The sequence below is a fragment of the Actinomycetospora chiangmaiensis DSM 45062 genome (assembly GCF_000379625.1).
Lineage (GTDB): Bacteria > Actinomycetota > Actinomycetes > Mycobacteriales > Pseudonocardiaceae > Actinomycetospora > Actinomycetospora chiangmaiensis.
The window spans coordinates 1-24,765 of sequence record NZ_KB903232.1; the positions used below are offsets into that span (position 1 = coordinate 1).

Genomic DNA, 24,765 nt, shown 5'->3' on the forward strand with positions numbered 1-24,765 from the left:
CGTGCCGTGCATGGTGAACAGCTGGTTGTACTGCTCGACCGACAGGATCTGCAGACCCGGCTGCGCGAGCTCGGCCCGCATCAGCAGGGCCATCAACCCGCCGGCGAGGAAGAAGGAGAACGACGTCACCAGGTAGAGGACGGCGATGTCCTTCGGGTCCGTGGTGCGCAGCATGTGCACGAGCACCGACCCGCGGGCCCGGTCCGGCGGCGGGTACGGGCGCGTGACGATCGGGCTCGGGGCGACGGTGGCCATCGGGCTCCTCCGGGCGACGGGACGTCGGTCCGGGCTGGAGCAGGTCAACCCGTGCACAGTGGTACCACGGCGTGGTCGGCGGTACAGGGTCAGAAGTCGCGGGCGACCTCGTGCGGCATCCCCCGCGTGAGGCGGCGCAGCTGGACGCGGCGGGCGAACCGGATCGCCGGGCGGACCCCGAGCTGCACGCTGCCGATCACGAAGAGCGTCACCCCGAGGGTGAAGAGCTCCTCGAAGTAGAAGGCGATGCTGCCGACGGTGAAGAAGATCGCGATCCCGATCTCGTTAATGATGCTGATCAGCTCGTAGCGCTGCCGCAGCACGATCTCCTGGTCGCCCAGGGTGAGGGTGATGGAACCGCCGCCCCCCTCGTCGGGGCCGTCGTCGTCCTGCGCGTCGTCGGAGGAACCGGAGGTCTGCGTCTGGCTCATCGGGCACCCCGCGCGGTGTCGCGGTGGCCGGGTCGGGTCGACATGGGCGCAGCTACCCGCCTCACGCCGATCTCACACGGCTAGAGCAGCTCGGTGATCTCCTGGGCCCGGTCGCCGTTCCGTCCCCCGCTCACCACCCGCAGCCCGCCGCCGGCCCGGCGCGCCCGGTCGCGGGTCGCCGCCAGCACCTCGCGCAGCTCCGGGATCGACGCGAGGCGGTCGACCTCCACGACGACCAGCACCGGGCCGTCGTCGAGCTCGTGCTCCAGGGTCCGCCGCAGGACGACCAGGTCGGTGTGGCCGGGGACGCCCGACATCCGGACCACGACCGCGCCCGGATCGCAGCGGTGCACGTCCAGCTCGACCGTGGGACTCGCGACCAGCACGATCCCTCCTCTGCCGTGGGCGGCGGCTGGGAGGTCAACCACCTCCGATCCTGGCACGACGCGGCGTGCTCCGGTGGCGCCCGCGCGCGTGAACCGGTCCAGCGGGTGGGCAACCGGCCCGTGTCGACGAGTTCCCGGTCGATGCGCACCGAGGGTGTCGCACGGTGCGTCGAGCGGATAATGTCTTCGTTCTCCGCTCTGTTTCACCAGTGAGGCGGGTGTCGAAGCCGACCCTCTGGGGGCGCACGATGCAGCCGCGACAGCTTCTCCTCCCACCGGAACCGAGGACGTCCGACCCGATGACGACCCTCGCGTCCGCCGCGAGCGAGCTCAACGCCGGGATCAGTGATCGCGAGGACGCACTGTCCGCCACCCTCGCGCGCATCACGTCGTTGGCGATCCGGCTCGTCCCGGGCACCGAGTGCGCCGGTGTCCTGCTGTGCCGGCGCGGCCGCCCGGAGCCCGCCGGGGCCGCCGACGGACCCGCCCGCGAGCTCGACGACCTGCAGGTGGACCTGGGCCAGGGACCCGCCGTCGACGTGCTGGCGGCGCCCGGGCCCGCCGTCGTCGAGGTGGGCGACCTCGCCGCCGCGGACGAGCGGTGGCCCGTCTTCGCCCCCGTGGCGCGTGGCCGGGGGGTCGTCGCCGTGCTCTCCGTCGCCCTCGTGCCCCGCGACCGTCCGCTCGGCGCGGTCACGCTCTACGTCCGGGGCGAGGGCGCGCTCCCGCCCGGTGCCGCCGACGTCGTGTCGACCTTCGCGGTTCCCGCGGCGATGGCGCTGCACGCCGCCCGCCGCGTCGCCGGGCTCGACCAGGCCGTGACCTCGCGCGACCTCATCGGCCAGGCCAAGGGCGTGCTGATGCAGCGGGACGGGATCGGGCCGGACGAGGCGTTCGGCCGCCTGGTGGCCGCGTCGCAGCACACCAACCTCAAGCTCGTCGACGTGGCCCGGTGGCTGGTGGACGACGCGATGCGTCGCTGATCCCCCGCCGTCGGCCCGGGCGTCCGGTGCCGACCCGTGCGATGCTGCGTCCGGACCAGCGACGGCCGTCCAGCTCGCGGGCGGCCGTCCGCGGACCGACGTGCGAGCCGGGTGGTGCACCCCCCGGCCGCGCACGAGGGAGGGACGGGATGGCGGTCGTCGGACTCGTCGCGGTGGCCCGTCGCAGCCTGTTCGACGAGCCCTGCGCGGTGCTCTCCGACGACGGCGACGTGCCGCATCTGATGACCGTCCCCCTCAGCCCGCCGGAGCTGCTGGGCCTCGTGCGCCTGCTCGACCCGTGGCTGGGCACCGTGACCACCGGCCGCGAGGTCACCGTCCGCATCGCCCGGCGCGACGGGCGGCTGCACCCCGTCGTCGGGGTCGTCGAGGAGCACGAGGGCCTCGTGCCGTCGCCGGACGCGGGCCGGGCCGCGTCGTGGGTGGAGGCGTTGAGCCTGGCCCACCGGTCGCGGGTGCCGATCCGGGTCGACGACGAACTGTTCGAGGCCTGCCGGATCGACCCATGCGACATCGACCGCGTCGTCCCGCTCACCGACCGCCCGCCGCTCGTGCCGACGGCGGACCAGCGGCGGCGTCTCGCCCGGATGTTCTCCGACATCACCCGCCCGTCCTGACGCCGGGCCGGGTCCGGCGCGGCGCGGGCCGCGGTCAGCCCCGGTGCGCGGCGCGGGACCGGCCGAAGCGCAGCCCGCCGCCGAACAGGCCGCGTCGCGGGCTGCGCCGGGGCCCCGTGCGCGGACCGACGGGTTGGCCGAGCGCGAACCGGATCAGCTCCTCGTTCCCGGTGGCGGTCCAGATCCCGTCGGGGCCGTAGAGGGTGTCCTCGAAGCCCATGCGCGTGTCGAACCCCTCGCGCCGGGCGTACTCGAGCACCGGCCAGGCACCGTCCTCCTCGCCGTGCAGCAGCACCGGGACGGGGACCGGCAGCGGCTGCAGGGCACGGAGCAGACGGACGGCCTCGGCGACGGCCGTGTCGGGGTCGGTGACGGTCACCTCGACCGCGATCCGGACGGTGTTCACGGGAACTCCGGCGAGGCGCAGCTGCACGGCGTCCCCGGTGGTCCACACACCCAGCTCGATGCCGAGCCCGACCGACGCGACCGCCTCGCAGACGGTCTCCCACCCGCGTTCGTGCACGCTCACCGCGAGGACGTCGGGCCGCCGGTGGCTCGGCAGGCCGGCCCACTCCTGGACGAGCCCGGTGCGCCGGAAGGCGTTGGGCTCCACCCAGCGGGCCAGCGGGACCCCGACCTCGAGGCTCGGCGCGGCCTGCCGGATCGCCCCGACCGTGGCCGCGACGACCTGCGGGTCGAGGCTCTCCCGCCCGTCCTCGTCGCGCGGGTGCACGTGGAAACTGCGCACCCCCAGGGCGGCCACGGCCGCCGCGTCCCGGGCGAGGTCGTCGGGCGTCGTCGGCAGCGCCGGTGTCACGCCCACGGGACGCGCCCCGTTGGGACAACACTGCAGCACCGCGACCTCCCCCCGACGTCGTCCGTGTTTCGACCATCGTGGCATCGACCGGACGCGGGTGCGGACGCCGGACGCGAACGGTTCGTCCTGGTCGGTGAGGGGTGTGGACACACGCGTGCGCGGCACCCGACGGGTGCCGCGCACGCGGTGAGAGGTGACGTCAGCGGAGGCCGACGACCTCCTGGGCGAGCGCCGCGTGCCGCGTCTGGGCCGCGGACACCACGCTGCTGCGGTTCTTGTGGGCCTCCTCGTAGTGGACGACCTGGTTGAGCTCGTCCACCGTGCCGAGCTGCTTGACCGCCTGGACCACCTCGGCCGCGCCGAGTCGGTCGTAGTCGGCGATCGGGAGCTCGGAGGCCTCGAGACCGCCGAGCTCCGCCCGGGTCTCGTGCACCGAGCGGGCGGTGGCCGCGTCGCCCTGGGCACGGGCCACGTGCTCGGCGCGCTCGAGCGAGGCGTCCCGCCCGGTGACGAGGACGTCGCGGGCGTTCTCGCTGAACTGCGCGGCCTTGCCGGCGACCTCGGTGGCCCCGGCGCGGACCTGCTCCCCGGTGCGCTGGACCCGCCCCAGCGCCCGGTTGACCTGGTCGCGGGCGAAGCGCACCGGGTAGTTCACGGCACGGGTGACCCCGCCGGCCACGGCCTGCATCGGCGTGGCGCGCAGCGCGGGCGGGCCGCCCAGCGCGTGCTCGGCCAGCACGGTCGTCAGCCACTCGACGGTGGCGCGATGGGCCCCGATGAGGCGGTCGGCGAGGGCGCGCACCGAGGTGTCGTGCGCGGCTTCGGCGAGTGCCCGCAGGTAGGTCGCGCGGTCGTGCAGCTGGTGCTCGAGCAGCAGGTCGCCGAGGATCGCCTCGTCGACGGGCTCGACCTGCTCGAACGTGCCCTTGAGCACGGCGGCGAGGCGTCCGACCAGCGGGGTGACCACATCGGCCACTCCCCCGAGTCGCTGCAGCTCGCGGGTGATCGCCGCGGAGCGTCGCTCGGCGTTCTCGGCGTTCTGCCGCAGTTCGCGGCCGACCGCTTCCGTGCGGGCCTGGGCCACGCGGACCCGGGCGATCTGGATCTCGGTCTGCGTCAGCTGGAGCAGGGACCGGAGCTGACCGATCATGGCGGCGTCGTGAGCCATGGATTCTCCTTCGATCGTCGAGACGTTCGATGGGGACTCCGCCGGGGCGTCGGCTCCACTCTCCGGCGGCACGGACCGGATGCCCGACCGACCGTCCCTCCACGGGGGGTTGGTGACCGGCCTCACGCCTGCCGCCCCGTGACGGCCCCGCTCCGCCGGGCCGGTCGGCACCGGGCCACGAGGTCGTCGAGCAGGCGCGCGGGCCACGGTCGTGCACGAGCGCCCAGGTGCACGTGTCGGCGGCACCCGTCGTCGGGAAGTCCCGCGCGTGCCCACCCCCCACCCCGACAGCCTGAGTGGCCCCACCCGCGTCCTGCGCTGGGTGGCCGGCATGGGACTGATGACCGTCAGCTACCTGCGCGACCGCCACCTCGTGGTGCGCTCGGAGGAGCCCGGCGGCGACGCCGACCTGCCCGCGAGCGTGCCCGCCGACCTCACCGACGACCGCGTGCAGCCCCAGGAGCACGGCCGCGGCCCGCTGTTCCACCGCCGGTTCACGGTGCTCGTCGACGGCGCCACCACCGACGCCGAGGGCCTCATGAGCGTGGTCCGGGGAGACCTGGAGCGGCTGCTGCCGAAGGAGGTCGCGGCCGTGAGCCCGCACGGGGACGGCACGCCGCCGAAGCCGGGCGACGAGTTCGTCGTGCGGATGCCCGGGCCGTGGGACGGTCCGGTGCGGGTGATCTCCACCGACGACACCCACCTGCGGCTGACCACGCTCGCCGGGCACCTCGAGGCCGGGCAGATCGAGTTCCGCGCCGACGACACCACCGAGGGCCTCCGCTTCACGATCGAGACCTGGGCGCGCCCGGGGACGTGGCTGGTGGACCTGCTGTTCACCTACCTGCGGGTGGCCAAGGAGATGCAGCTGTTCATGTGGGTCCGGGCGTGCCTCGCCGCGACCCGGATCGCGGGTCACGGCCCGGCCGGCCACGTCTACGCCCACACCCGGCGGGTGCGCTCCTCGGAGGGCCGGGAGGCGGCCTGAGGTACTAGCGTCCGGAGCATGACGGAGACGCAGCAGAGCGGAGCTCGGACCTCCGGGGCCGGGACCACCACCCGGCCCGACATCAAGCCCCGCAGCCGCGACGTGACCGACGGCCTGGAGCGGGCCGCCGCCCGTGGCATGCTCCGCGCGGTCGGCATGACCGACGACGACTTCGCGAAGCCGCAGATCGGCGTGGCTTCGTCCTGGAACGAGATCACGCCCTGCAACCTGTCGCTGGACCGCCTCGCCGACGCCTCGAAGCAGGGCGTGCACGCGGCCGGCGGCTTCCCCATGGAGTTCGGCACCATCTCGGTGTCCGACGGCATCTCCATGGGCCACGAGGGGATGCATTACTCGCTGGTCTCGCGCGAGATCATCGCCGACTCGGTCGAGACGGTGGTCCAGGCCGAGCGGCTCGACGGGACGATCCTGCTGGCGGGCTGCGACAAGTCCCTGCCCGGGATGCTCATGGCCGCCGCCCGGCTCGACCTCGCGTCGGTCTTCATCTACGCCGGGTCGATCGCCCCGGGCTACGTCGACGGCAAGGAGGTGTCGATCATCGACGCCTTCGAGGCCGTCGGGGCGTGCGCCCGCGGGCTGATCACCCGCGAGAAGGTCGACGAGATCGAGCGCGCCATCTGCCCCGGGGAGGGCGCCTGCGGCGGGATGTACACCGCCAACACGATGGCGTCGGCCGCCGAGGCGATGGGGATGTCCCTGCCCGGCTCCGCGTCGCCGCCCTCGGCCGACCGGCGCCGCGACGGGTTCGCGCGCGCGTCCGGTGAGGCCGTCGTCGGAATGCTCCAGCGCGGGCACACCACCCGCGACATCATCACGCGCGAGTCGCTGGAGAACGCGATCGCCGTGGTCATGGCGTTCGGCGGGTCCACCAACGCCGTGCTGCACCTGCTCGCGATCGCCCGCGAGGCCGAGGTGCCGCTGACCCTCGACGACTTCAACCGCATCGGCGACAAGGTCCCGCACCTCGCCGACGTGAAGCCGTTCGGCCGCTGGATGATGAACACGGTCGACCGGGTCGGGGGCGTGCCCGTCGTCATGAAGGCGCTGCTCGACGCCGGGCTCATCCACGGCGACTGCCTGACGGTGACCGGGCGGACGGTGGCCGAGAACCTCGAGGCGCTGGAGCCGGCCGGGCTGGACGGGGAGATCCTGCGGCCGCTGTCGAACCCGATCCACCCGACCGGCGGGCTGACGATCCTGCGCGGGTCACTCGCCCCCGACGGGGCGGTGGTGAAGTCGGCGGGCTTCGACTCGGCGTCGTTCGAGGGCACCGCGCGCGTCTTCGACGGCGAGGCCGGGGCGATGGAGGCCGTGTCGACCGACTCGCTCAACCCGGGCGACGTCGTCGTGATCCGGCAGGAGGGTCCGCGCGGCGGGCCGGGGATGCGCGAGATGCTCGCCGTCACCGGGGCCATCAAGGGCGCGGGCCTGGGCAAGGACGTCCTGCTGCTCACCGACGGCCGCTTCTCCGGCGGCACGACGGGGCTGTGCGTCGGCCACGTCGCGCCCGAGGCCGACCACGGCGGGCCGATCGCGTTCGTCCGCGAGGGCGACCGCATCCGGCTCGACCTCGCCGGCCGGACGCTGGACCTGCTGGTGTCGGACGAGGAGATGGCTGCACGCCGCGAGGGGTGGACCGCTCCCCCGCCCAAGCACCGCACCGGTGTGCTCGGGAAGTACTCCCGGCTCGTGGGCTCCGCCGCCGAGGGCGCGGTCGTCGGCTTCGACTGAGCCGTCGGGCTTGCCGAGGGTGACGGCAGGCAGGTCCGCGGGCCGCGGAATCTGCCTGGCGTCACCCTCGCTCGCGAGCGGTCAGACCGTGCCGGTCGGGTGCGCCACCTCGCGGGCGGCGTCGGCACCCGCCACGAGGTGCGCGGCGACGGCGTGCAGGCCGTGGTCGTCGTCGCCCGTGGGCTCCGGGGGGCGCTCGACGTGGCGGAGCAGGTCGACGAGCGCGTCGAGCACGCGGCCGACCTCCCCCGCGAGCAGCGGGAGCCCGTCGTCGGGAACGGGGCCGGAGAGTCCCTCGGCCCGTCGCCCGATGCGCAGCGCCTCGCCTGCCTCGCGCAGGGCGGTGACGGCCGTCGTCTGCGTGTCGCTCATACGGTCCGAGTGTCCGGCACCGTCAAGTGCGGTGAGCAGACCGAGCAGCACCCGGTGTGAAGCGGCGCACTCCGCGGGTAGCCGCCGTGCGTCGGTTGACCAGTCCCAGCCGCCGGACTGTCAGCCGACGACGGGAGTCCCATGTCACCCGAACCCACGCTCGTCCCCCGCGCGCCCGGCTCCGGCCCGGCCCGCCGCGCCATCGTGACGGCGAGCGACACCGCCGCCCACGTGCTCGCCACGAGCCACCCGGCCACGTCAGCGAGGACCGCACCCTGCTCGCGGCGCTCTCCCACGCGCAGGCCGCCGCCGAGTCCGGGGAGGACGGCACGGACGGGCGGGCCGCTGCGGTCCTCCGGACGGCCAGTGCCCACATCTCCGCGGGTCAGGTCGAGGACGCGTTCCTCGCCATCGACTGCGTGCGCAGCCTCTTCCCGCGCTGAGGGCGGACGGCCCCCGCGGCTGGTTTCGGATCAACCGCGGGGGCCTGGGGTCGGAACGGGCCCGGGCCCGTCGCGACCGTCACCGCTGATACCCGGTCGTCCCCCGTGATCATTCGACGTCGGACGGTTCCAGCGCCGTGAGGAACGCCTCCGCCCACCGGGCGACGTCGTGCTCCGCGACCTGCGCGGAGAGCTGCGCCATCCGCCGTCGGGAATCCTCCGACCCGAGTCCGGCGACGGCGTCGGCGATCGCCGTGACGACGCCGTCGAGGTCGTGCGGGTTGACCAGCCGGGCCGCGGTCAGTTCCTCCGCGGCGCCGGTGAACTCGGAGAGGACGAGGTCACCCGAGTCGTCCGGGCGGGTCGCGACGTACTCCTTCGCGACGAGGTTCATGCCGTCGCGCAGCGGCGTCACCAGGGCGACGTCCGCGGCGAGGTAGAGGGCGGCGAGCTCGTCGTGCGGCAGCGAGCGGTGCACGTAGTGGATCGCCGGCCGACCGATGCCGGCGTGCTCGCCATTGATCCGCCCCACGGTGCGCTCCACCCGCTCGCGGGTCCGGCGGTAGGCGTCGACGCGTTCGCGGCTCGGCGTCGCCACCTGCACGAACACGGTGTCCCGCGGGTCGAGCCGGCCGGAGTCGAGGAGCTCGCCGACGGCGTCGAGGCGGACCTCGATGCCCTTGGTGTAGTCGAGCCGGTCCACCCCGAGCAGCACCGTCGCGGGGTCCCCCAGCTCGGTGCGCAGCTCCCGGGCCCGCGCGGCCGTGTCCGGGTCCGCGCCGCGGCGGGCGAAGGTGGCGCTGTCGATGGAGATGGGGAAGGCCCCGACACGGACGGTGCGCCCGCCGTGGTGGACCTCGCCGATGGCCTCGCGCAGCCCGATCGGCGCGTCGTCGATCCCGGCGGCGCAGAGCTGCTGCGCGAGCCGGCGGAAGTTCGCGGCGCCGCCCGGCGTGTGGAACCCGACGAGGTCGGCGCCGAGCAGCCCCTCGACCACCTCCCGACGCCACGGCAGCTGCCGGAACAACTCGACCGGGGGGAAGGGGATGTGCAGGAAGAACCCGATCCGCAGGTCGGGCCGCAGCTCCCGCAGCATGCTCGGGACGAGCTGGCACTGGTAGTCCTGCACCCACACCGTCGCGCCCTCGGCCGCCACCGCGGCCGCGGCCTCGGCGAACCGCCGGTTGACCGCGCGGTGGGTCGCCCACCAGCCGCGGTCGTAGACGGGCGCGGCGATCAGGTCGTGGTACAGCGGCCAGAGCGTCGCGTTCGACGCGCCCTCGTAGTGCGCGGCGACCTCGTCGGCGTCCAACCGGACCGGGTACAGCGTCACCTCCGGCCCGACGGCGTCGTCGGCGAAGGGCTCCGGCGCCGCGTCGGGGACACCCGGCCACCCGACCCACGCGGCACGGCGCCCCGCCAGGGCCGGTGCCACCGCGCTGACGAGCCCGCCGGGCGCGGCCTGCCACCGGGACCCGCCGTCGTCGTCGGTCACCAGGTCCACGGGCAGGCGGTTGGCGACGACGACGAACTCGACCGGCTCCGGCATGGCCGTCCTCTACCCGTGGACCCGCCGGACGAACACGTGTGGCGCTCCGGGTCGGGTGGCTACCCTGCCCCGGGTTGACCTGCCAGCCGTCCCCTTCCCGACGACGGGTGGTGTGCGGTGATACGAGGTGGCCCTGCGGGTTCCCGACGACGACGGATGGTCGACCGCCTGCGGGCGCACGGGATCACCGACGACCGGGTGCTCGGCGCGATGGCGGTGGTGCCCCGGGAGCGGTTCGTCCCCTCCGAGCTCGCCGACGTCGCCTACGACGACCATCCGCTGCCCATCGGCGGCGGGCAGACGATCTCGGCGCCCTGGGTCGTGGCGCGCATGGCGGCCGCGCTCGAGCTCACCGGCGGTGAACGGGTGCTGGAGATCGGCACCGGCCACGGGTACGCCGCGGCCGTCCTCGCCTCGTGCGGGGCGCGCGTGGTGACCGTCGAGTACGACGCCGGACTCGTCGCGGCCGCCCGTCGCTGCCTCCCGGCGGCCGGCGTCGACGACGTCGAGGTCCGCCACGGCGACGGTGCCCTCGGCGCCCCCGACCGTGCCCCGTTCGACGCCGTCTCGATCGCCGCGATGAGCCCGGGGATCCCCCCGGCGGTCCTCGCGCAGCTCCGCCTCGACGGGATCGTCGTGGCGCCGATCGGCGAGGGCACCGACGGCATGCTCGTCCGGCAGCGCCGGGGCCGCGTCGAGGAGCTCGACGCCGTGCGGTTCGTCCGGCTGCGCGGCGGCGAGCCCGCCCGGCGGGCGTCGTGACCGGCGCCGCCCCGTCGTCGGGACGGCTGTCCTTCGTCGGCACGGCGACCGTGCTGCTCGAGTGCGCCGGGATGCGCCTGCTCACCGACCCGAACTTCCTGCACCGTGGGCAGCGGGCGTGGCTGGGCCACGGCCTGACCTCGGCGCGGCTCACCGACCCGGCGTGGGGTCCCGAGGAGCTCGCGCCGATCGACGCGGTCGTGCTCTCCCACCTGCACGGCGACCACTGGGACCGCGAGACGCGGCGCCGGCTGCCCCGCAGCACGCCGATCGTCACCACCCGCCACGCGTCGCGGCGGCTGCAGACCCGGCACGGATTCCCCCGGGCGATCGGGCTGGCGACGTGGGAGTCGCACACGCTCGCCGGACCCGACGGGGCGACGTGCACCGTCACCGCGCTGCCCGGCCGCCACGCGCCCGACCCGGTGCAGCGCCTGCTGCCGCCGGTGATGGGCAGCCTCCTGGAGTTCCGGGCCCCGGGCGGGCGGACGGTGCAGCGGACCTACCTGTCGGGCGACACGCTGGTCTTCGACGGGCTGCACGCGATCCGCGAGCAGGTCGGCGAGGTCGACCGCGCGGTGCTGCACCTGGGCGGCACCACGCTGCCGGGCGGGATCGTGGTGACGATGGACGGGCGACAGGGCGTCGACGCGCTGGAGATCGTCGGCCCGCGCCGCGCGACCCCGGTGCACTACGACGACTACACCGTCTTCCGCTCGCCGCTCTCCGACTTCGTGACCGAGGTGGAGCGGCGGGGCTGGACCGAGCGGATCGACTACGTCGACCGCGGCGACACCATCCCGCTCTAGCCGCCCGTTTCCCGGCAACCCATGATCGGGGAGCCGACGGTCCATGAAGGCAGTGACCTGGCAGAAGCCCGACGTGGTCGAGGTCCAGGAGGTCCCGGACCCGACGATCCAGCAGCCCAACGACGCGATCGTCCGCATCACGAGCACCGCGATCTGCGGATCCGACCTGCACCTCTACGAGGTCCTCGGGCCGTTCCTCGACCAGGGCGACATCCTCGGTCACGAGCCGATGGGCATCGTCGAGGAGGTCGGGTCCGAGGCGGGCGACCTCGCCGTCGGCGACCGCGTGGTCATCCCGTTCAACATCTCCTGCGGGCACTGCTGGATGTGCTCGCGCGGGCTCTTCGCCCAGTGCGAGACCACGCAGAACCGCGACCAGGGCTGCGGCGCCTCGCTGTTCGGGTTCACCAAGCTCTACGGCCAGGTCCCCGGCGGGCAGGCCGAGTACCTGCGGGTGCCGCAGGCGCAGTTCGGACCGATCAAGGTCCCGGACGGCCCGCCCGACGAGCGCTTCCTCTACCTCTCCGACGTGCTGCCCACCTCCTGGCAGGCCGTGCAGTACGCCGACATCCCGAGCGGCGGCAGCGTCGCGGTGTTCGGGCTCGGCCCGATCGGCCAGATGTCCTCACGCATCGCCCGCCACCTCGGGTACCGGGTGATCGCGGTCGACTCCGTGCCGGAGCGGCTCGCGATGGCGCAGCGGCACGGGATCGAGACGATCAACGGGGCGAACACCGACGTCACCGAGGCCATCCGGGACCGCACGGACGGGCGCGGCACGGACTCGGCGATCGACGCCGTCGGGATGGAGGCGCACGGTTCGCCGCTGCCCCAGGCCGTGCAGAAGGTCGCCGCGAAGCTGCCCGACGCGATCGCCGCGCCGCTGATGAAGGTGGCCGGGGTCGACCGCACGGCCGCCCTGCTCGGCGCGGTCGACGCGGTCCGCCGCTCGGGCACCGTGTCGATCTCCGGGGTGTACGGCGGGATGGCCGACCCGTTGCCGATGCTGACGATGTTCGACAAGGGCATCCGGCTCGCGATGGGGCAGGCGCACGTCAAGCAGTGGGTCCCTGAGATCCTGCCGCTGCTGACCGACGAGGACCCGCTGGGCGTGCACGACCTCGAGACCCACGCCCTGCCCCTGGACGAGGCCGCGCACGGCTATGACATCTTCCAGAAGAAGCAGGACAACGCGATCAAGGTCGTGCTCAAGCCGTAGGTGCGCTGCGCGCCCGTGAGTACGTCATCCGTGCCCCCGACACGGATGACTGCTCACAGGCGTTTACGCACCCGGGGAGAACGTCCACCCGGCGCCGTGCTCGACGTCCACACGGGCCCGGTCGACCCCCTCCTGCCGGCCGCCCTCGACGACCTCGCCGCCGCGGCGGACACGACGGCCGCCTGGCGGGTGCTCGCCGGCACCGCCGCGCGCGATCTCGTCGCCGCCCGGCTCGCCGAGGCCCACCTCGACGCCACCGGCATCTTGCGCCAGCTCGGAGCCGACCCGCCCGGGCCCGGCTCGCTGTGGGGCGTCTGGGCGGCCCGCACCGCGGACGCGGTCGTGACCGCGGAACACGGGCCGGACGGCTGGTCGCTGCAGGGCGCGTCGCCGTGGAGCTCGGGCAGCGACCGGTGCACCGACGCCCTCGTCGTCGCCGGGGACCGCCTGTTCGCGGTCCGGCTCGACCACCCCACCGTGGCCGCGGGCGACGACCCGTGGCGCGGCGTCGGGATGGCGGGGGCCGGGACCACCACGGTCCGCTTCCACGGCACACCTGCTCGGCCGGTCGGTGGGCCCGGGGAGTACCTCGACCGACCCGGCTTCTGGCACGCCGCGGCCGGGGTGGCCGCCGTCTGGTTCGGCGGCGCCGTCGGGGCCACGGCCCCCCTGCGGCAGCGGATCCGGTCCGGGCGCGGTGATGCGCACGACGCCGCCCACCTCGGCCGCGTCGACGCCGCCCTCGGCGCCGCCGTCGCGGTGCTGCGCGAGGCCGCGGCGGCCGCCGACACCGGCGACGACACGGTCGCGAGCGCCCGGCGGCGGGCCCTCGTGGTCCGCGCGACGGTGGAGGTCGCCGTCGAGACCGCGATCCGCAGCACCGGCCGCGCGACCGGACCCTCCCCCCTCGCCCACGACGCCCGGCACGCCCGCCACGTCGCCGACCTCGAGGTCTACGTCCGGCAGAGCCACGCCGAACGCGACCTCGCCACGCTCGGCGGGCTCGCCGCCACCGCCCCGGAGGTGACCCTGTGACGCGCGACCTCACCGGTGCCGGGACCCCGGAGCGGGACTGGCAGGACTCCGGCGTCCTCGCCTCCCTCCCCCGGGTCACCCCGGAGGCCCTCCGACCGTCCGGTCGCGTCGTCGTCCTCGCCCCCCATCCCGACGACGAGACGCTCGGCGCCGGCGCCACCCTCGCGACCTGGGCCCGGAGCGGCACCCCGGTCACCGTCGTGGCCGTCACCGACGGCGAGGCGAGCCACCCGGGCAGCCCCACGCTGTCGCCCGCGCAGCTCGTCGAACGCCGGGTCGCGGAGCGCACCGAGGCGCTCGCACGCCTCGGACTCGCCGGGGCGCCCGTTGTCCGGACCGGCCTTCCCGACGGCGGGGTCGGTCCCCGCCGACGCGACCTCGCGGCCGCGCTCGCCGACCTCGTCGCCCCCGGCGACACCCTGCTCGCCCCGGTGCCCGGCGACGGCCACCCCGACCACGACGCGGTCGCCGAGGTGGCGGGCGCCGCGGGCGTGCCGGTGCTCGGCTACGCGGTGTGGTGGTGGCACTGGGCCGAGGCCGGGGCGCTGCGGCCGGGTGCCGTCACCGTCGAGTGCGACGACGGGGCCCGGGAGGCCAAGCGGGCGGCCGTCGCCTGCTTCCGGACCCAGGTCGAGCCGCTGTCCGACCACCCGGCGGACGCGGCGATCCTGCCGCCGCCGGTCCTGGAGCGCCTGGTGCGCCACGAGGAGGTGCTGTGGCGGTGACGGGAGCCGACGTCAGCCTGCCCCGCGAACACTTCGACGACCTGTGGGCCGCCGAGGCGGACCCGTGGGGCCTCGAGTCGTCCTGGTACGAGGACCGCAAGCGTGCCCTCGTGCTGGCCGCCCTGCCCGACGCCGGGTACCGCCGCGCCGCCGAGCCGGGCTGTGCGGGCGGGGCGCTGTCGCGCCTGCTCGCGCCCCGGTGCGCGGAGCTGGTGTGCACCGACCTGAACGACACGGCCGTGAGGCGGGCCCGCAGCCGCCTCGCGGGCTTCGACCACGTCTCCGTCGAGTGCACCGCGGCCTTCCCGCCCGGCCGCTTCGACCTCGTCGTCGTCTCCGAGCTCGCCTACTACTTCGGCCGGGCCGACCGGGACGCCTTCTGGGCGCGGGCGGTCGACGCGCTCGATCCCGGCGGGACCCTCGTCGCCGTCCACTGGATCCGTCCGGCGCCGGAGTACCCGGTGGACGGGAACCGGGTGCACGACGAGCTGGTGGCCCTGCCCGGGCTGGCCCGCCTCGCCGAGCACCGCGAGGACGACTTCCGGCTCGACGTGCTCGTCCGGACGCCGCCGGCGGCCCGGTCGGTGGCGCAGCGCGTGGGTCTGCGGTGACGGTCCTCGGGGTGGTGGTGCCGGTGCACGACGAGGAGGCGCTGCTCGGCGGGTGTCTCGAGGCGCTGGACCGGGCGGCCCGGTGGGCGCGGGGCGGAGCGGCGGTGCGCACGCTCGTCGTCCTCGACTCGTGCCGGGACGCCAGCCGGGAGATCGCCCGCGAGCACGGGGTCGAGGTGGTCGCGGTGGCGGCCCGCAACGTCGGCGCGGCCCGCGACGCCGGGTTCCGCGCCCTGCTCGACGGCCCGGGCGCGGTCCCGGACTGGATCGCCACCACCGACGCCGACTCCCGCGTCCCTCCCGACTGGCTGCTCGCCCAGCTCGCGGCCTACGAGAAGGGCGCCGACGCCCGCGTGGGCGCGGTGTACGTCGACGACTGGGACGGCCACGGCGGGTCGACCCGGGAGTGGTTCCGCACCGTCTACGACACCGCGGCGGACCCGCACCCCCACGTGCACGGCGCCAACCTCGGCGTGCGCCGGGAGGCCTACGAACGGTGCGGCGGCTTCGGCGGGCTCGCGGTCGGCGAGGACGTCGCGCTCGTGGCCGCCCTCGACGCCGACGGCGCCGTGCACCGCTCGCGCCGCAGCCCCGTGCTCACCAGCGGTCGCCGGGTCGCCCGCGCGATCGGGGGGTTCGCGGCCCGGCTGGGCGAGCTGGAGGCGGGCTGACCGGCACCCGCACGGATGCCGGTCGGCCCGCTCAGGGCGCCAGGCCGGAGTTGCGGCCGGAGGCCGAGGTCGAGTCGTCGAGCATGTCGGCCGCCTCGGCGTCCCCGGAACCCCCCGTGGCCACGGCCCGGGCGGCGGTGGTGTCGAAGTACAGGCGCACCTCGCGGACCGCGTCGCCGTCGAGATCGATCATGGTCGCCCCGACGTAGCGCACCGGCTGCCCGTCGTGGTGGTGCCCGGTGCTGACCCACTCCAGGACGGCCCGGGTGTCGGTCTCGGTGACCGTGGTGAAGTGCGACGTGATGTCGGCGTAGGCCCGGCGGTAGGCCTCCCAGAACTGCCGGGCACCGTCGCGGCCGGTGACCGAGTGCGCCGCCCCGGAGCTGGTCCAGCGGGTGTCGCCGGTCGCGAGCGCCGCCATCGGGTCGGTGTCCCCGTCCTGCTCGATCGCGCGCAGCGCGTCCACGAACCGACGGGCGGTGGCCGAGGCCAGCTGCGTCTCGGCGCCTTCCGATGCCATGAGGTCGTCCTCCCCGGGAGAGATTCGGTGTCGCGGCACGGGTGTGTCGCCCCGGGAGGACGACAAACGTGACGCGGTCGTTACCCTCCCCCGAACGGTCGACCGCACGGCCGGGGTCCTCGACGCGGGCGCACGCCCGCGCGTCCCCGCGAGCCCGGCGGTGAGTCATGCCCGAGACGACGTCCGACCTCGACACCGCCCTGCGGGACGCTGCCCTCGCGACCATCTGGCAGGACTCCCCCGACGACGTCGCGCGGGCCCTCGCGCACGTGCTGCGCTCCGCGGTCGAGGCGGTCCCCGGCGCGGTGGCGGGCGGCCTGACCCGGATCGACGACGGGGTGCCGCACGGCGTCCACGCCACCGACACCGCCGTCGAGGAGCTGCACCGGCTGCAGGCCGAGCACCGCGAGGGCCCGGCGCTGACGGCGGTCGTCGAGCACCGCGACACGCTCGTGATCGACGACCTGCGGGATCCGCCCGCGGCCCGGTGGTGGCCCACGGTCGCCGGTCGCGCCGTCTCGCTCGGCCTGCGCTCGCTGGTGTGCCGCCGCCTCCCGGTCGACGCCGCGCAGCCGGTGGCGTCGCTGACGCTCTACGGCCGCCACGCCGGGGTGTTCGACGACGAGGCCCGCCGCACCGTCGCGGTCTTCGCCGCCCACGCGGCGGTGCTGCTCGACGGCGGGCGGGCCGCGCCGCCGCCCTCGAGTGGGGACCTGCTCGCCCAGGCGCGCGGCATCGTCATGGAGCGGTTCGGCGTCGACCACCACCGCGCCCTCAGCCAGCTGATGCACACGTCGGCGGCGACTGGATTGAGCGTCACCGCCGTGGCGCACTGGCTCGTCGACGAGGCCGGGCGCCGTGCGGCCCCCTCGCCCGACCGCCGTGTCCCACCGGACGACGGCCGGGTAGCCGCGCAGCCATGAAGGTCGTCTACGTGTCCTACCCCGCCTCCGACCGCGAGCCCGCCGAGGGCGGGGTGCCGGCGAGCGCCGACAACGCCCTGGGCCTGCGGCCCCACCTCGAGGAGGGTGGGCACACCCTCGTCACCACCAGCGACACCGGCGAGGACCTCGACCGGGAGCTCGCCGACGCCGACGTCCTGCTCACCACGCCGTTCTGGCCGGTCTACCTCGACGAGGACCGGATGAAGAACGCGTCGAACCTCCGGCTGGTGATCACCGCGGGCGTCGGGTCGGACCACACCGACCCGGAGACCGCGAAGCAGCACGGCATCACCGTGGCCGAGGTGACCGGGTCCAACGTCGTCAGCGTCGCCGAGCACAACGTCCTGCAGATCCTCGCGCTCGTGCGCAACTTCGTGCCCGCCCACGACGAGGCCCGCAGCGGCGGCTGGGACGTCGCCGCGATCTCCGCCCCGGCGCACGACCTCGAGGGCAAGACCGTCGGCATCGTCGGGCTCGGCGCCATCGGCGCGCGCACGGCGCTGCGGCTCAAGGGCTTCGACGTGACGATGCTGTACTACGCCAACCACCGCCGCTCCCCTGCGGAGGAGGCGACCCTCGGGGTCCGCTACGCGCGGCTCGACACCCTCGTCGCGCAGTCCGACGTCATCTGCCTCGCGCTGCCGCTGATGGACGGCAGCCAGGCGCTCTTCGGGCCGGAGCGGATCCGGGCGATGAAGAAGGGCGCGTGGCTCGTGAACACCGCGCGCGGCGCCATCGTCGACACCGACGCCGTGGTCGAGGCGCTGGAGTCCGGGCAGCTCGCGGGGTACGCCGGGGACACCTGGTACCCGCAGCCCGCGCCGGCGGACCACCCCTGGCGCTCCATGCCGCACGAGGCGATGACCATCCACTACTCGGGGATGACCCGCGAGGCGCAGGAACGGATCGCCGAGGGGGTCCGCGAGATGCTCGACGCCTTCGCCGACGGCCGCGACATGCCCGCGGACTACCTCATGGTGGCGCCGGACTAAGCCACATGGTGGCGCCGGACCAGGCGACGTTTGGCCGGCGGCCATGATCGGCGACCCGCCCGGCGGCCGTCCCCGGACGGCCGCGACCCGACGCCGACACTCCATCCCTCGTGGTGTCGGCGCCCGTGAGCGCCCTGCAGGGGCGCATCTCGCGAGGGGAACCAACCTCATGACCGACATGGAGACCGACACCCGCACGACGGGCGCCCGGACCCCGGACGTCCCGACGGGCGGCCGGTACGGCTCCCCCGGCGGCGGTCACAGCACCGTGCGCTGGAGCGCCGCCTGGGTGGGTGCACTCACCGCGGTGCCCGTCTTCCTCGTCCTGCAACTGCTCGCCGTCGCCCTCGGGTGGATCACGCCCGGCGCGGGCGGCGACGGCAGCGGCGTCATCTCGGCGGTCCTCGGGATCGTCGCGCTCGCCGTCGGCGGCGCGGCGTCCGGGGCCGCGGGCAGCCGCTCGCCCTCCTCGACCGCCCTCCTCGAGGGTGCCGCCGTCTGGGCGCTGGCCGTCGTGGGGATCCTCGCCCTCGGCGTGGCCGGTGCCGGTGCGATCCTCGGCGCGCTCGGCGGCATCGGCGGCGTCGCCGCGAACGCACCGCCCGCCGACCCCGCGGCCGCCGTGGACGCCGTCCGCAGCGGTGCCGGCTGGGCCGCCGTCTGGCTCGGCGTCTCGTTCCTCGCCGCCGTCGGCGGCGCGACCCTGACCCGCGACACCGGCGCCGGCCGCACCGGCACGTCGAACGTGCCCCCGCGGTAGCCACCCGGGCCGTGCGCACCCGCCGTCGGGAAGCTCCTTCCCGACGGCGGGTGCCGTCAGCTCTCCTGCTCGACCGGTCGCACCAGCACCTCGTTGATCGCGGTGCAGGGCGGCCGGCTGACGATGTCGCGGATCGCGTCGGCGATGTCGCCCGCCTCCAGCTCGTCGCGCCGACGGGCGAACAGCGCCACCGTCGCCCCCTCCGCCGCGAGGGCCCGTGCGGTGGCGCTGCCGATCCCGCTCGAGGCCCCGGTGACCACCGCGGTCGTGCCGTCCGGTCGTCCTGTCAGGGTTCCGGGTGACCGCTCGCTCCTCAGCGCACCTGCTCGATCGGGCGCAGCACCAGCTCGTGAACCGCCACGCGCGGCGGCCGGGTGAGGACGTGTCGGATCGCGTCCGCGACGTCGTCCGGTCGGAGCGAACCCAGGGGCGAGGCCGTCGAGGCGTCCGGGGCGTCGCGCCGCCCGGAGTCCGTCATCGCCGTGGTGACCAGGCCCGGGGCGACCAGCGCGACACGGACGTGCCGCGACGCGCACTCCAGGCGCAACGACTCGGAGAACGCGTGCACGGCGTGCTTGGTCGCGGCGTAGACGTTGCTGCCGGGGCCGCTCACCGTTCGGCCGGCGGTGGAACTCACCGACACCACGTCCGCGACGCCGCGAGGACCCGCCGCCGCCCGCAGCAGGTGCGGGAGGGCGGCGTGCGTGGCCGCGAGGACGCCGACGAGGTTGACGTCGACCATCGCCCGCCACTCGGTGAAGTCGGCCCGCGCGGCCCGGCGCATCGACCCGTACCCCGCGTTGTTCACCAGCACGTCGAGGCCGCCGTGGTCCCGGACGACCGTGTCGATCGTCGCGCGCACCGCGTCGGCGTCGGCGACGTCGACCGGGTGGACCTCCGCCCGGTCGCCCAGCACGGCGGCGAGAGCCTCCAGCCTGTCGGGACGTCGGGCGAGCAGGGCCACCGTCGCCCCCTCGGCCACGAGCACGCGGGCCGTGGCGGCGCCGATGCCGCTCGAGGCCCCGGTGACCACCGCGATCGTGCCGTCCAGTCGACCGGTCATGGGGATCCTGTGCCCCGGCCGGCGTGGTCCACTCCTCGCGTGCCGGAGGTCGTCCTGCTGATCGGGCTGCAGGCCTGCGGGAAGACGACGTTCTACACCGCGGAGCTCGCCGCGACCCACGCCCTGGTGTCCAAGGACGCGATGCCCCGCTCGGCGCGCCGGAAGGAGGACCGCCAGCAACGCGAGCTGACGGCCCTGCTCGCCGCCGGCCGGGACGTGTGCATCGACAACACCCAGCCGTCGGCCGCGGAGCGCGCCGGGGTGATCGCGGTCGCCCGGACGGCGGGCGCCCGGGTCGTCGGTCACTGGTGGCGACCCGACCTGCCGCTCTCGGTCGCCCGCAACGCGGGCCGCGCCGAGCCGGTGCCCCTCGTCGGGCTCTACGCGGCGTCGGCACGGTGGGAGGAACCCCGGCTCGACGAGGGCTTCGACGAGCTCGTGGTGCACACGAGCTGACGGCGCCGAGACTGTCGGACCTTCGTACTAGTGTTCGAGTCATGCCGCAGGACCTGCTGTCCGATCCCCGCACCGAGCTGGCGACGACGCTCGCCTCCTCGGGGTTGCCGCTGCTCGCGCGGGCGGTGACCGCGGGCGTCGTCGGGGGGCCGGCCGTGCGCGCGGTGCTCGACTGCCTGTGCTCGTTGGCCGACGACGGCTACGACGCCGACGCCCTCGCGGAGGCGGAGGAGTTCCTGACCTCCATCGCGGCCGCCACCGACCCCTGGTCCGTCGCGCAGGAACTGCGCGTGCACTGCGACGAGGTGCTGCGGCCCCACCTGGACGCGGCCGCCGACGAGCCGGACGACGACGAGACCTGGACCGACGAGGGGTGGAGCGGGGAGGCGTGGAGCGGCGAGGTTCCGGGCGACGAGGCCGTCCGCGTGGTCGGTTCGCGGCACGGGACCGCGATCGCGACCGACGAGCCCGTGTTCGAGGAACTCCGCATCGGCGCCGGACTGAGCCCACACGAGAGCGCGAGCGAGGGCGCCGAGCCACCGGCGCATTCCGGTGCTCGCGCCGGCAGCCGATCTCCGCTCCGGCGCGTCCCACGACGGTCCCGTCACCGACGGTCCGCTCGTCCCGTCGCCCTCGGCCGCTCCGGCCCCGGTCGACGGCCGGCCCGAGGTCGGACGACCGGATCGCCGGCAGCCCCCGTCGATCGGTGCGGCCGAACGGGGCGGGCACCTCCGCCGGCCCCCGCCCCCGCCACCGGTGCGCCGCGCCTCCGCCCACCCCGTCCGGCCGATACGTGTCGACCGGAGCCTCGACGCTGTGGCGGCTGCACCGCGTCGCCGGACGCACCGCTGCTCCCGGCGCGTCGCCGACGCGCTGCGCCTGGGCCTCGTCGCGGTCGCCTGCGACCCGCCGCGGGAGACCGCGCAGCGGGAGGTCATCGAGGCGCACCTCGAGGAGGCACCGTGGTCGAGGCGCTGCGTCAGCACGACGGCTACCGCCAATTGCTGTACGCCGAGTTCGACCTCGCGCCGTCGCCGGCGACGCGCCGGGTCATCGACGACACCTCGAGCACGTCGTCGACGATCCGTCGTTTCGCCCCGCAGCGGCACCGGTCACCCGCCCCGCACGCGGGCACGCCGGTTGATCTCGCCCAGTCCGGCCCGACGCCCGTCCGCACGACGCCCGGGAGGACCCCATGGCCACTGGCGAGACCGGATTCGACGACGTCACCTTCGACCTCGTGTCGGTGCAGTACCACTCCCTCAAGGCCGGGCACGACTACGGCCAGTACGTCCGCGACGCCGAGAACGCGGGCGAGTCGGACATCGCCGACTTCTTCCGCGAGGTGATGGAGTCGGACTCGCAGCGCGCCCAGCGCTGCCACAAGTTCCTCGCCCGTCTCTCCGGCGCCCAGCCCGCGAGCCGATGACACCGTCGGCGGACGGCCCGCCCGGGGACCGTCCGCTCGTCCTCGGGCTGCTCGCCGCCGCGTCGGTGCCCGGCGTGGCGGTGTCCGCCCTCGCCCGCATCGTCGCCGCGCGCCTCCGGCTCGAGACCGACCTCGACGTCGACTGGGAGAGCGGCACGGGCGGGCACGGCGAGGACGGATGGGATCTCACGCTGGCCGTCGTCGCGCTGCCCTCCATCGCCGGCGACCAGCCCCTCGTGGCGCGCCAGCACGACGGCCGGTGCGGGTCGGCGCTCGTCGGCCTGCCCGCGGCCGCCACCGCGCAGCCCCATCCCGACGCCGTGCTCGCCGACGTCGCCGACCGGCTCGTCGACACCCTGCGCGGCACGCACTTCCTCCCGTGGGACGGACGATGACCGCCGGCGCCGTCCGGCCCACGAGCACGGCGGACACGGCCCGTACCCTCATGACGGTGCTGGAGCCGACCGTCGCGCAGGGCGTCGTCGAGCGTGGCGACCCCGTTGTGGAGGCCGTCGTGGAGCCGGTCGTGGACGCCGCCCGCCGCGGGCCCGACGCGACCGGAGCCGCCTTGGTCAACCCGTCCCGCCCGACCCGGCGGGGGTGACCGTGCTCCCGTCCGGGGACGCCGAGCGCGTCGACGCCGTCGTCGTGGGAGCGGGGCACAACGGTCTCGTGGCGGCCAACCGCCTGGCGGACGCCGGGTGGCGCGTGCTCGTCCTCGAGGCGACCGACACCGCGGGCGGGGCGACCCGCAGCGCCGAGCTCGCCGCCCCGGGGTGGCTCACCGACCTCGGCAGCGCGTTCCACCCGCTGGGTGCTGCCTCCCCGGTGCTGCGGGCGCTGCGCCTCGAGGAGCACGGGCTGCGCTGGAGCCACGCGCCGCAGCCGCTCGCACACGTCCTGCCGGACGACTCCGCGGCGGTCATCTCCCGCGATCTCGACGTCACCGCCGCCTCGGTGGACGCGTTCGCACCCGGGGACGGCGACGCGTGGCGGGCGCTGGCCGCGCAGTGGCAGGACCTGCGGGAACCGCTGCTCGACGCCCTGCTCTCCCCGTTCCCGCCGGTCCGCGGCGGCCTGCGGCTGCTGCGAAAGGTCGGCTCCCCCGACCTGCTCCGCCTGGTGCGCCGCCTGCTGCTGCCCGCCCTGCGGTTCAGCGCCGAGGAGTTCCGCGGCGAGGGCGCGCGGGTGCTCGTGGCGGGCAACGCGATGCACGCGGACGTCCCCCCGACAGGCTCGGGCAGCACCGCCTTCGGCTGGCTGCTCTCGATGCTCGCCCAGGACGTCGGGTTCCCGGTACCGGTGGGCGGCTCCGGGGCGCTGGCCGCCGCCCTGGTCGCCCGGCTGGAGGCCCGTGGGGGTCGGGTCGAGACCGACCGGCCCGTGTCGGCCGTCCTCGTCGAGCGCGGGGCCGCGGTCGGGGTGGTGGACCGGGCCGGGGGCACGGTCCGCGCCGACCGGGCCGTGCTCGCCGACGTTCCCGCCCCGGTGCTGTACCGCGAGCTCGTGGGAGAGGAGCACCTCCCGGCCCGGCTGCGCGCGGACCTCGACCGGTTCCAGTGGGACCACGCGGTGCTCAAGGTGGACTGGGCGCTCTCCGGGCGGGTGCCGTGGACGGCGGCGGGCGCCCGGGACGCGGGGACCGTGCACGTCGGGGCGGACACCACCGGGCTCGTCGACCTCGGCGGGGACCTCGCGGCCGGGCGGGTCCCGCGGACGCCGTACCTGATCCTCGGGCAGCTCACGACCGCCGACCCGACGCGCTCCCCGCGGGGCACCGAGTCGCTGTGGGGGTACACCCGCGTCCCGCACGACGCGCTGCGCGGGCCCGGGGAGGTCGAGGCCCATGTGGCGCGGATGGAGGCCGTCCTGGAACGGCACGCCCCCGGGTTCGGCGACCTCGTCGTCGGGCGTGCGGTCTCGGGGCCGGACGAGCTGCAGCGCCAGAACCCGGGCCTGATCCGGGGTGCGCTCATGGCCGGAACGGCCTCCCCGCACCAGCAGCTCGTGTTCCGCCCGACCCCGGGACTGGGGCGCCCCGACACCGTGGTCGACCGGCTCTTCCTCGCCGGCGCGTCGGCGCACCCCGGCGGGGCCGTGCACGGCGGGCCGGGCGCAGCGGCCGCCCGGGCGGCGCTCGCCCGGAGCGGCCGACTCGGACCGGCCTACGCTGCGGTGATCCGGGCCGGGCACCGGGTGGTGCACGGGACGCCCGGATCGACCGCGTGACCGGAACGGTCACCGCCGGGCCGCGTGCCGGTTCGCCCGGCCCGACCGACGGGTACGCGACGTCCGGTTGACCTCCCAGCCGTCCGGTCCGTGATGTCAGGAGGCCCCATGCAGCCCAGCACCGCCGACCAGAGCACCACCCGTCCGGCGCCCGAGACCGACGGGGAGGACCTCCTGCTGCGGCTGACCCGCGAGCACCGGGACGCGGCGGGGCTCGTCCTCGCCCTGCAGCGCCGGACCGGGTCCGACGCCGGGGACTCCGTGGCGACGGCCCGGGAGCTGATCACCGACCTCGTGCGGCACTCGGTGAGCGAGCGGATCCACCTGCTGCCGCTGGTCCGGCGTTTCGTGCCGGAGGGCGACGCCGCGGCCGACCGCATCGACGCCGGCCGGCAGGAGCTGGAGTACCAGCTCCAGCAGCTCGAGCGACTGCCGATCAACGGCGACTTCTGGGTCCACCTGGAGGCCGTGGACGCCCTGGTCGCCCAGCACGCCGGCGAGCTGGAGAGCCATGTGTTCCCCGTGCTGGCCGCGGCCTGCCCCGCCGAGGAGCTGGCCGACGCCGGCCGCCGTGCGGCCCGGACCGCCCGCACGGCGCCCACGCACCCGCACCCGCACACCCCGCGGGAGGGCGCGGCTCTCGCGGCCGCATCCCCGGGTACGGGCCTCGTGGACAAGGTCCGGGACCTGTTCCGGAGCTGACGCCCGGCGTCGGGCGAAGGGCCCCGTCGGTCAGATAGATCGACCGACGGTGCCCTTCG

The 24,765-nt window shown here is 75.5% G+C and carries 30 protein-coding genes; 20 read left to right on the forward strand and 10 right to left on the reverse strand.

The genetic code is table 11. The annotated features are described in order from the left end of the window. From A3CO_RS32620 to A3CO_RS0116330, 3 genes are all read right to left on the reverse strand, one after another. Positions 1–255 (reverse strand): cbb3-type cytochrome c oxidase subunit I (locus A3CO_RS32620; RefSeq protein WP_033414557.1); only part of this gene is annotated, 255 nt, incomplete at its 3' end. Positions 256–344: 89 nt separating this feature from the next. Further along, positions 345–686 carry a YrhK family protein gene (locus A3CO_RS32625; RefSeq protein ID WP_018333322.1) on the reverse strand — a complete coding sequence of 114 codons (342 nt, stop codon included), beginning with the start codon at positions 684–686 and terminating at the stop codon, positions 345–347. Between the two features lie 80 nt (positions 687–766). Continuing rightward, positions 767–1,072 (reverse strand): hypothetical protein, encoded by a 306-nt coding sequence (locus A3CO_RS0116330; protein ID WP_018333323.1) that lies wholly within the window; start codon positions 1,070–1,072, stop codon positions 767–769. A gap of 299 nt (positions 1,073–1,371) precedes the next feature. Here A3CO_RS0116330 and A3CO_RS0116335 point away from each other — a divergent pair, with 299 nt between their 5' ends. Both A3CO_RS0116335 and A3CO_RS0116340 read left to right on the forward strand, forming a co-directional pair. Then, the gene (locus A3CO_RS0116335) at positions 1,372–2,055 is read left to right on the forward strand and encodes an ANTAR domain-containing protein (protein ID WP_018333324.1); all 684 of its coding nucleotides are present in this window, start codon (positions 1,372–1,374) and stop codon (positions 2,053–2,055) included. A gap of 149 nt (positions 2,056–2,204) precedes the next feature. Next, the gene (locus tag A3CO_RS0116340) at positions 2,205–2,690 is read left to right on the forward strand and encodes a hypothetical protein (protein ID WP_018333325.1); all 486 of its coding nucleotides are present in this window, start codon (positions 2,205–2,207) and stop codon (positions 2,688–2,690) included. 34 nt (positions 2,691–2,724) lie between these two features. Here A3CO_RS0116340 and A3CO_RS32630 read toward each other — a convergent pair whose 3' ends face one another. Next, the gene (locus A3CO_RS32630) at positions 2,725–3,591 is read right to left on the reverse strand and encodes a 3-keto-5-aminohexanoate cleavage protein (RefSeq protein ID WP_281167692.1); all 867 of its coding nucleotides are present in this window, start codon (positions 3,589–3,591) and stop codon (positions 2,725–2,727) included. A 115-nt stretch (positions 3,592–3,706) separates the two neighbouring features. Then, positions 3,707–4,675, reverse strand: a complete 969-nt coding sequence (locus A3CO_RS0116350) for a DUF8129 domain-containing protein (RefSeq protein ID WP_018333327.1) — start codon at positions 4,673–4,675, stop codon at positions 3,707–3,709. A 268-nt stretch (positions 4,676–4,943) separates the two neighbouring features. Here A3CO_RS0116350 and A3CO_RS32635 point away from each other — a divergent pair, with 268 nt between their 5' ends. Beyond that, on the forward strand, positions 4,944–5,663 hold the full coding sequence (locus A3CO_RS32635) for a DUF1990 family protein (protein WP_018333328.1): 720 nt from the start codon (positions 4,944–4,946) through the stop codon (positions 5,661–5,663). An 18-nt stretch (positions 5,664–5,681) separates the two neighbouring features. After that, positions 5,682–7,415, forward strand: a complete 1,734-nt coding sequence (gene ilvD, locus A3CO_RS0116365; protein ID WP_018333329.1) for a dihydroxy-acid dehydratase — start codon at positions 5,682–5,684, stop codon at positions 7,413–7,415. An 81-nt stretch (positions 7,416–7,496) separates the two neighbouring features. On the opposite strand, the gene A3CO_RS0116370 is transcribed toward ilvD, so the two are convergent. Continuing rightward, on the reverse strand, positions 7,497–7,787 hold the full coding sequence (locus A3CO_RS0116370; protein WP_018333330.1) for a hypothetical protein: 291 nt from the start codon (positions 7,785–7,787) through the stop codon (positions 7,497–7,499). Positions 7,788–8,339: 552 nt separating this feature from the next. Beyond that, positions 8,340–9,779, reverse strand: coding sequence for an alpha,alpha-trehalose-phosphate synthase (UDP-forming) (locus tag A3CO_RS0116375; protein WP_018333331.1), 1,440 nt, complete (start codon positions 9,777–9,779; stop codon positions 8,340–8,342). Between the two features lie 117 nt (positions 9,780–9,896). On the opposite strand from A3CO_RS0116375, the gene A3CO_RS0116380 reads away from it, so the two are divergent. The 7 genes from A3CO_RS0116380 to A3CO_RS0116410 all read left to right on the forward strand — a co-directional run bounded on the left by A3CO_RS0116380 (position 9,897) and on the right by A3CO_RS0116410 (position 15,611). After that, the gene (locus tag A3CO_RS0116380; RefSeq protein ID WP_026204680.1) at positions 9,897–10,541 is read left to right on the forward strand and encodes a protein-L-isoaspartate(D-aspartate) O-methyltransferase; all 645 of its coding nucleotides are present in this window, start codon (positions 9,897–9,899) and stop codon (positions 10,539–10,541) included. Further along, a complete protein-coding gene (locus A3CO_RS0116385) occupies positions 10,538–11,350 on the forward strand; it encodes an MBL fold metallo-hydrolase (protein WP_018333333.1) in 813 nt (270 codons plus the stop codon). Before A3CO_RS0116380 ends, A3CO_RS0116385 begins: the two co-directional genes overlap by 4 nt. 43 nt (positions 11,351–11,393) lie before the next feature. Beyond that, positions 11,394–12,569 (forward strand): zinc-dependent alcohol dehydrogenase, encoded by a 1,176-nt coding sequence (locus A3CO_RS0116390; protein ID WP_026204681.1) that lies wholly within the window; start codon positions 11,394–11,396, stop codon positions 12,567–12,569. A gap of 96 nt (positions 12,570–12,665) precedes the next feature. After that, positions 12,666–13,604 carry a hypothetical protein gene (locus tag A3CO_RS0116395; RefSeq protein ID WP_018333335.1) on the forward strand — a complete coding sequence of 313 codons (939 nt, stop codon included), beginning with the start codon at positions 12,666–12,668 and terminating at the stop codon, positions 13,602–13,604. Continuing rightward, complete coding sequence (locus A3CO_RS0116400) at positions 13,601–14,329, forward strand: PIG-L deacetylase family protein (RefSeq protein WP_018333336.1); 729 nt, start codon at positions 13,601–13,603, stop codon at positions 14,327–14,329. Before A3CO_RS0116395 ends, A3CO_RS0116400 begins: the two co-directional genes overlap by 4 nt. Continuing rightward, positions 14,320–14,940 (forward strand): class I SAM-dependent methyltransferase, encoded by a 621-nt coding sequence (locus A3CO_RS0116405; protein ID WP_018333337.1) that lies wholly within the window; start codon positions 14,320–14,322, stop codon positions 14,938–14,940. The genes A3CO_RS0116400 and A3CO_RS0116405 overlap by 10 nt, the downstream gene beginning before the upstream one ends. Further along, positions 14,937–15,611, forward strand: a complete 675-nt coding sequence (locus A3CO_RS0116410) for a glycosyltransferase family 2 protein (protein WP_018333338.1) — start codon at positions 14,937–14,939, stop codon at positions 15,609–15,611. Before A3CO_RS0116405 ends, A3CO_RS0116410 begins: the two co-directional genes overlap by 4 nt. Positions 15,612–15,642: 31 nt before the next feature. Here A3CO_RS0116410 and A3CO_RS0116415 read toward each other — a convergent pair whose 3' ends face one another. Beyond that, entirely contained in the window at positions 15,643–16,131 is a 489-nt protein-coding gene (locus tag A3CO_RS0116415) for a nuclear transport factor 2 family protein (RefSeq protein WP_018333339.1), read from the reverse strand. A gap of 167 nt (positions 16,132–16,298) precedes the next feature. Here A3CO_RS0116415 and A3CO_RS0116420 point away from each other — a divergent pair, with 167 nt between their 5' ends. The 3 genes from A3CO_RS0116420 (at position 16,299) to A3CO_RS35965 (ending at position 18,827) form a co-directional block, all read left to right on the forward strand. Continuing rightward, positions 16,299–17,054 (forward strand): GAF domain-containing protein, encoded by a 756-nt coding sequence (locus A3CO_RS0116420; RefSeq protein ID WP_018333340.1) that lies wholly within the window; start codon positions 16,299–16,301, stop codon positions 17,052–17,054. After that, positions 17,051–18,067 carry an NAD-dependent formate dehydrogenase gene (locus tag A3CO_RS0116425; protein WP_018333341.1) on the forward strand — a complete coding sequence of 339 codons (1,017 nt, stop codon included), beginning with the start codon at positions 17,051–17,053 and terminating at the stop codon, positions 18,065–18,067. Before A3CO_RS0116420 ends, A3CO_RS0116425 begins: the two co-directional genes overlap by 4 nt. A 169-nt stretch (positions 18,068–18,236) precedes the next feature. Further along, on the forward strand, positions 18,237–18,827 hold the full coding sequence (locus A3CO_RS35965; RefSeq protein ID WP_018333342.1) for a hypothetical protein: 591 nt from the start codon (positions 18,237–18,239) through the stop codon (positions 18,825–18,827). A gap of 56 nt (positions 18,828–18,883) precedes the next feature. Here A3CO_RS35965 and A3CO_RS40050 read toward each other — a convergent pair whose 3' ends face one another. Both A3CO_RS40050 and A3CO_RS0116440 read right to left on the reverse strand, forming a co-directional pair. Further along, a complete protein-coding gene (locus tag A3CO_RS40050) occupies positions 18,884–19,087 on the reverse strand; it encodes an SDR family NAD(P)-dependent oxidoreductase (RefSeq protein WP_018333343.1) in 204 nt (67 codons plus the stop codon). Between the two features lie 53 nt (positions 19,088–19,140). Further along, on the reverse strand, positions 19,141–19,890 hold the full coding sequence (locus tag A3CO_RS0116440; protein ID WP_018333344.1) for an SDR family oxidoreductase: 750 nt from the start codon (positions 19,888–19,890) through the stop codon (positions 19,141–19,143). A gap of 39 nt (positions 19,891–19,929) precedes the next feature. On the opposite strand from A3CO_RS0116440, the gene A3CO_RS32645 reads away from it, so the two are divergent. The 6 genes from A3CO_RS32645 (at position 19,930) to A3CO_RS32650 (ending at position 24,706) form a co-directional block, all read left to right on the forward strand. Beyond that, positions 19,930–20,346: an AAA family ATPase gene (locus tag A3CO_RS32645; protein WP_018333345.1), complete on the forward strand. Its 417-nt coding sequence runs from the start codon at positions 19,930–19,932 to the stop codon at positions 20,344–20,346. Positions 20,347–21,541: 1,195 nt separating this feature from the next. After that, positions 21,542–21,775 (forward strand): hypothetical protein, encoded by a 234-nt coding sequence (locus tag A3CO_RS0116460; protein WP_018333347.1) that lies wholly within the window; start codon positions 21,542–21,544, stop codon positions 21,773–21,775. Next, positions 21,772–22,170, forward strand: coding sequence for a hypothetical protein (locus tag A3CO_RS0116465; protein WP_018333348.1), 399 nt, complete (start codon positions 21,772–21,774; stop codon positions 22,168–22,170). The genes A3CO_RS0116460 and A3CO_RS0116465 overlap by 4 nt, the downstream gene beginning before the upstream one ends. A 56-nt stretch (positions 22,171–22,226) precedes the next feature. Then, on the forward strand, positions 22,227–22,379 hold the full coding sequence (locus tag A3CO_RS0116470) for a hypothetical protein (protein ID WP_157647644.1): 153 nt from the start codon (positions 22,227–22,229) through the stop codon (positions 22,377–22,379). After that, positions 22,376–24,004 carry a phytoene desaturase family protein gene (locus A3CO_RS0116475; protein WP_018333350.1) on the forward strand — a complete coding sequence of 543 codons (1,629 nt, stop codon included), beginning with the start codon at positions 22,376–22,378 and terminating at the stop codon, positions 24,002–24,004. Before A3CO_RS0116470 ends, A3CO_RS0116475 begins: the two co-directional genes overlap by 4 nt. Positions 24,005–24,112: 108 nt before the next feature. Then, on the forward strand, positions 24,113–24,706 hold the full coding sequence (locus A3CO_RS32650) for a hemerythrin domain-containing protein (RefSeq protein WP_018333351.1): 594 nt from the start codon (positions 24,113–24,115) through the stop codon (positions 24,704–24,706). The last annotated feature ends 59 nt before the right edge of the window (positions 24,707–24,765 follow it).

Coding starts and splice junctions, on each gene's coding strand:
- A3CO_RS32625 (WP_018333322.1), bottom strand. CDS start 686: ATGAGCCAGACGCAGACCTCCGGTTCCTCCGACGACGCGCAGGACGAC.
- A3CO_RS0116335 (WP_018333324.1), top strand. CDS start 1,372: ATGACGACCCTCGCGTCCGCCGCGAGCGAGCTCAACGCCGGGATCAGT.
- A3CO_RS0116340 (WP_018333325.1), top strand. CDS start 2,205: ATGGCGGTCGTCGGACTCGTCGCGGTGGCCCGTCGCAGCCTGTTCGAC.
- A3CO_RS32630 (WP_281167692.1), bottom strand. CDS start 3,591: ATGCCACGATGGTCGAAACACGGACGACGTCGGGGGGAGGTCGCGGTG.
- A3CO_RS0116350 (WP_018333327.1), bottom strand. CDS start 4,675: ATGGCTCACGACGCCGCCATGATCGGTCAGCTCCGGTCCCTGCTCCAG.
- ilvD (WP_018333329.1), top strand. CDS start 5,682: ATGACGGAGACGCAGCAGAGCGGAGCTCGGACCTCCGGGGCCGGGACC.
- A3CO_RS0116370 (WP_018333330.1), bottom strand. CDS start 7,787: ATGAGCGACACGCAGACGACGGCCGTCACCGCCCTGCGCGAGGCAGGC.
- A3CO_RS0116375 (WP_018333331.1), bottom strand. CDS start 9,779: ATGCCGGAGCCGGTCGAGTTCGTCGTCGTCGCCAACCGCCTGCCCGTG.
- A3CO_RS0116390 (WP_026204681.1), top strand. CDS start 11,394: ATGAAGGCAGTGACCTGGCAGAAGCCCGACGTGGTCGAGGTCCAGGAG.
- A3CO_RS0116415 (WP_018333339.1), bottom strand. CDS start 16,131: ATGGCATCGGAAGGCGCCGAGACGCAGCTGGCCTCGGCCACCGCCCGT.
- A3CO_RS0116420 (WP_018333340.1), top strand. CDS start 16,299: ATGCCCGAGACGACGTCCGACCTCGACACCGCCCTGCGGGACGCTGCC.
- A3CO_RS0116425 (WP_018333341.1), top strand. CDS start 17,051: ATGAAGGTCGTCTACGTGTCCTACCCCGCCTCCGACCGCGAGCCCGCC.
- A3CO_RS35965 (WP_018333342.1), top strand. CDS start 18,237: ATGACCGACATGGAGACCGACACCCGCACGACGGGCGCCCGGACCCCG.
- A3CO_RS0116440 (WP_018333344.1), bottom strand. CDS start 19,890: ATGACCGGTCGACTGGACGGCACGATCGCGGTGGTCACCGGGGCCTCG.
- A3CO_RS0116460 (WP_018333347.1), top strand. CDS start 21,542: ATGGCCACTGGCGAGACCGGATTCGACGACGTCACCTTCGACCTCGTG.
- A3CO_RS0116465 (WP_018333348.1), top strand. CDS start 21,772: ATGACACCGTCGGCGGACGGCCCGCCCGGGGACCGTCCGCTCGTCCTC.
- A3CO_RS32650 (WP_018333351.1), top strand. CDS start 24,113: ATGCAGCCCAGCACCGCCGACCAGAGCACCACCCGTCCGGCGCCCGAG.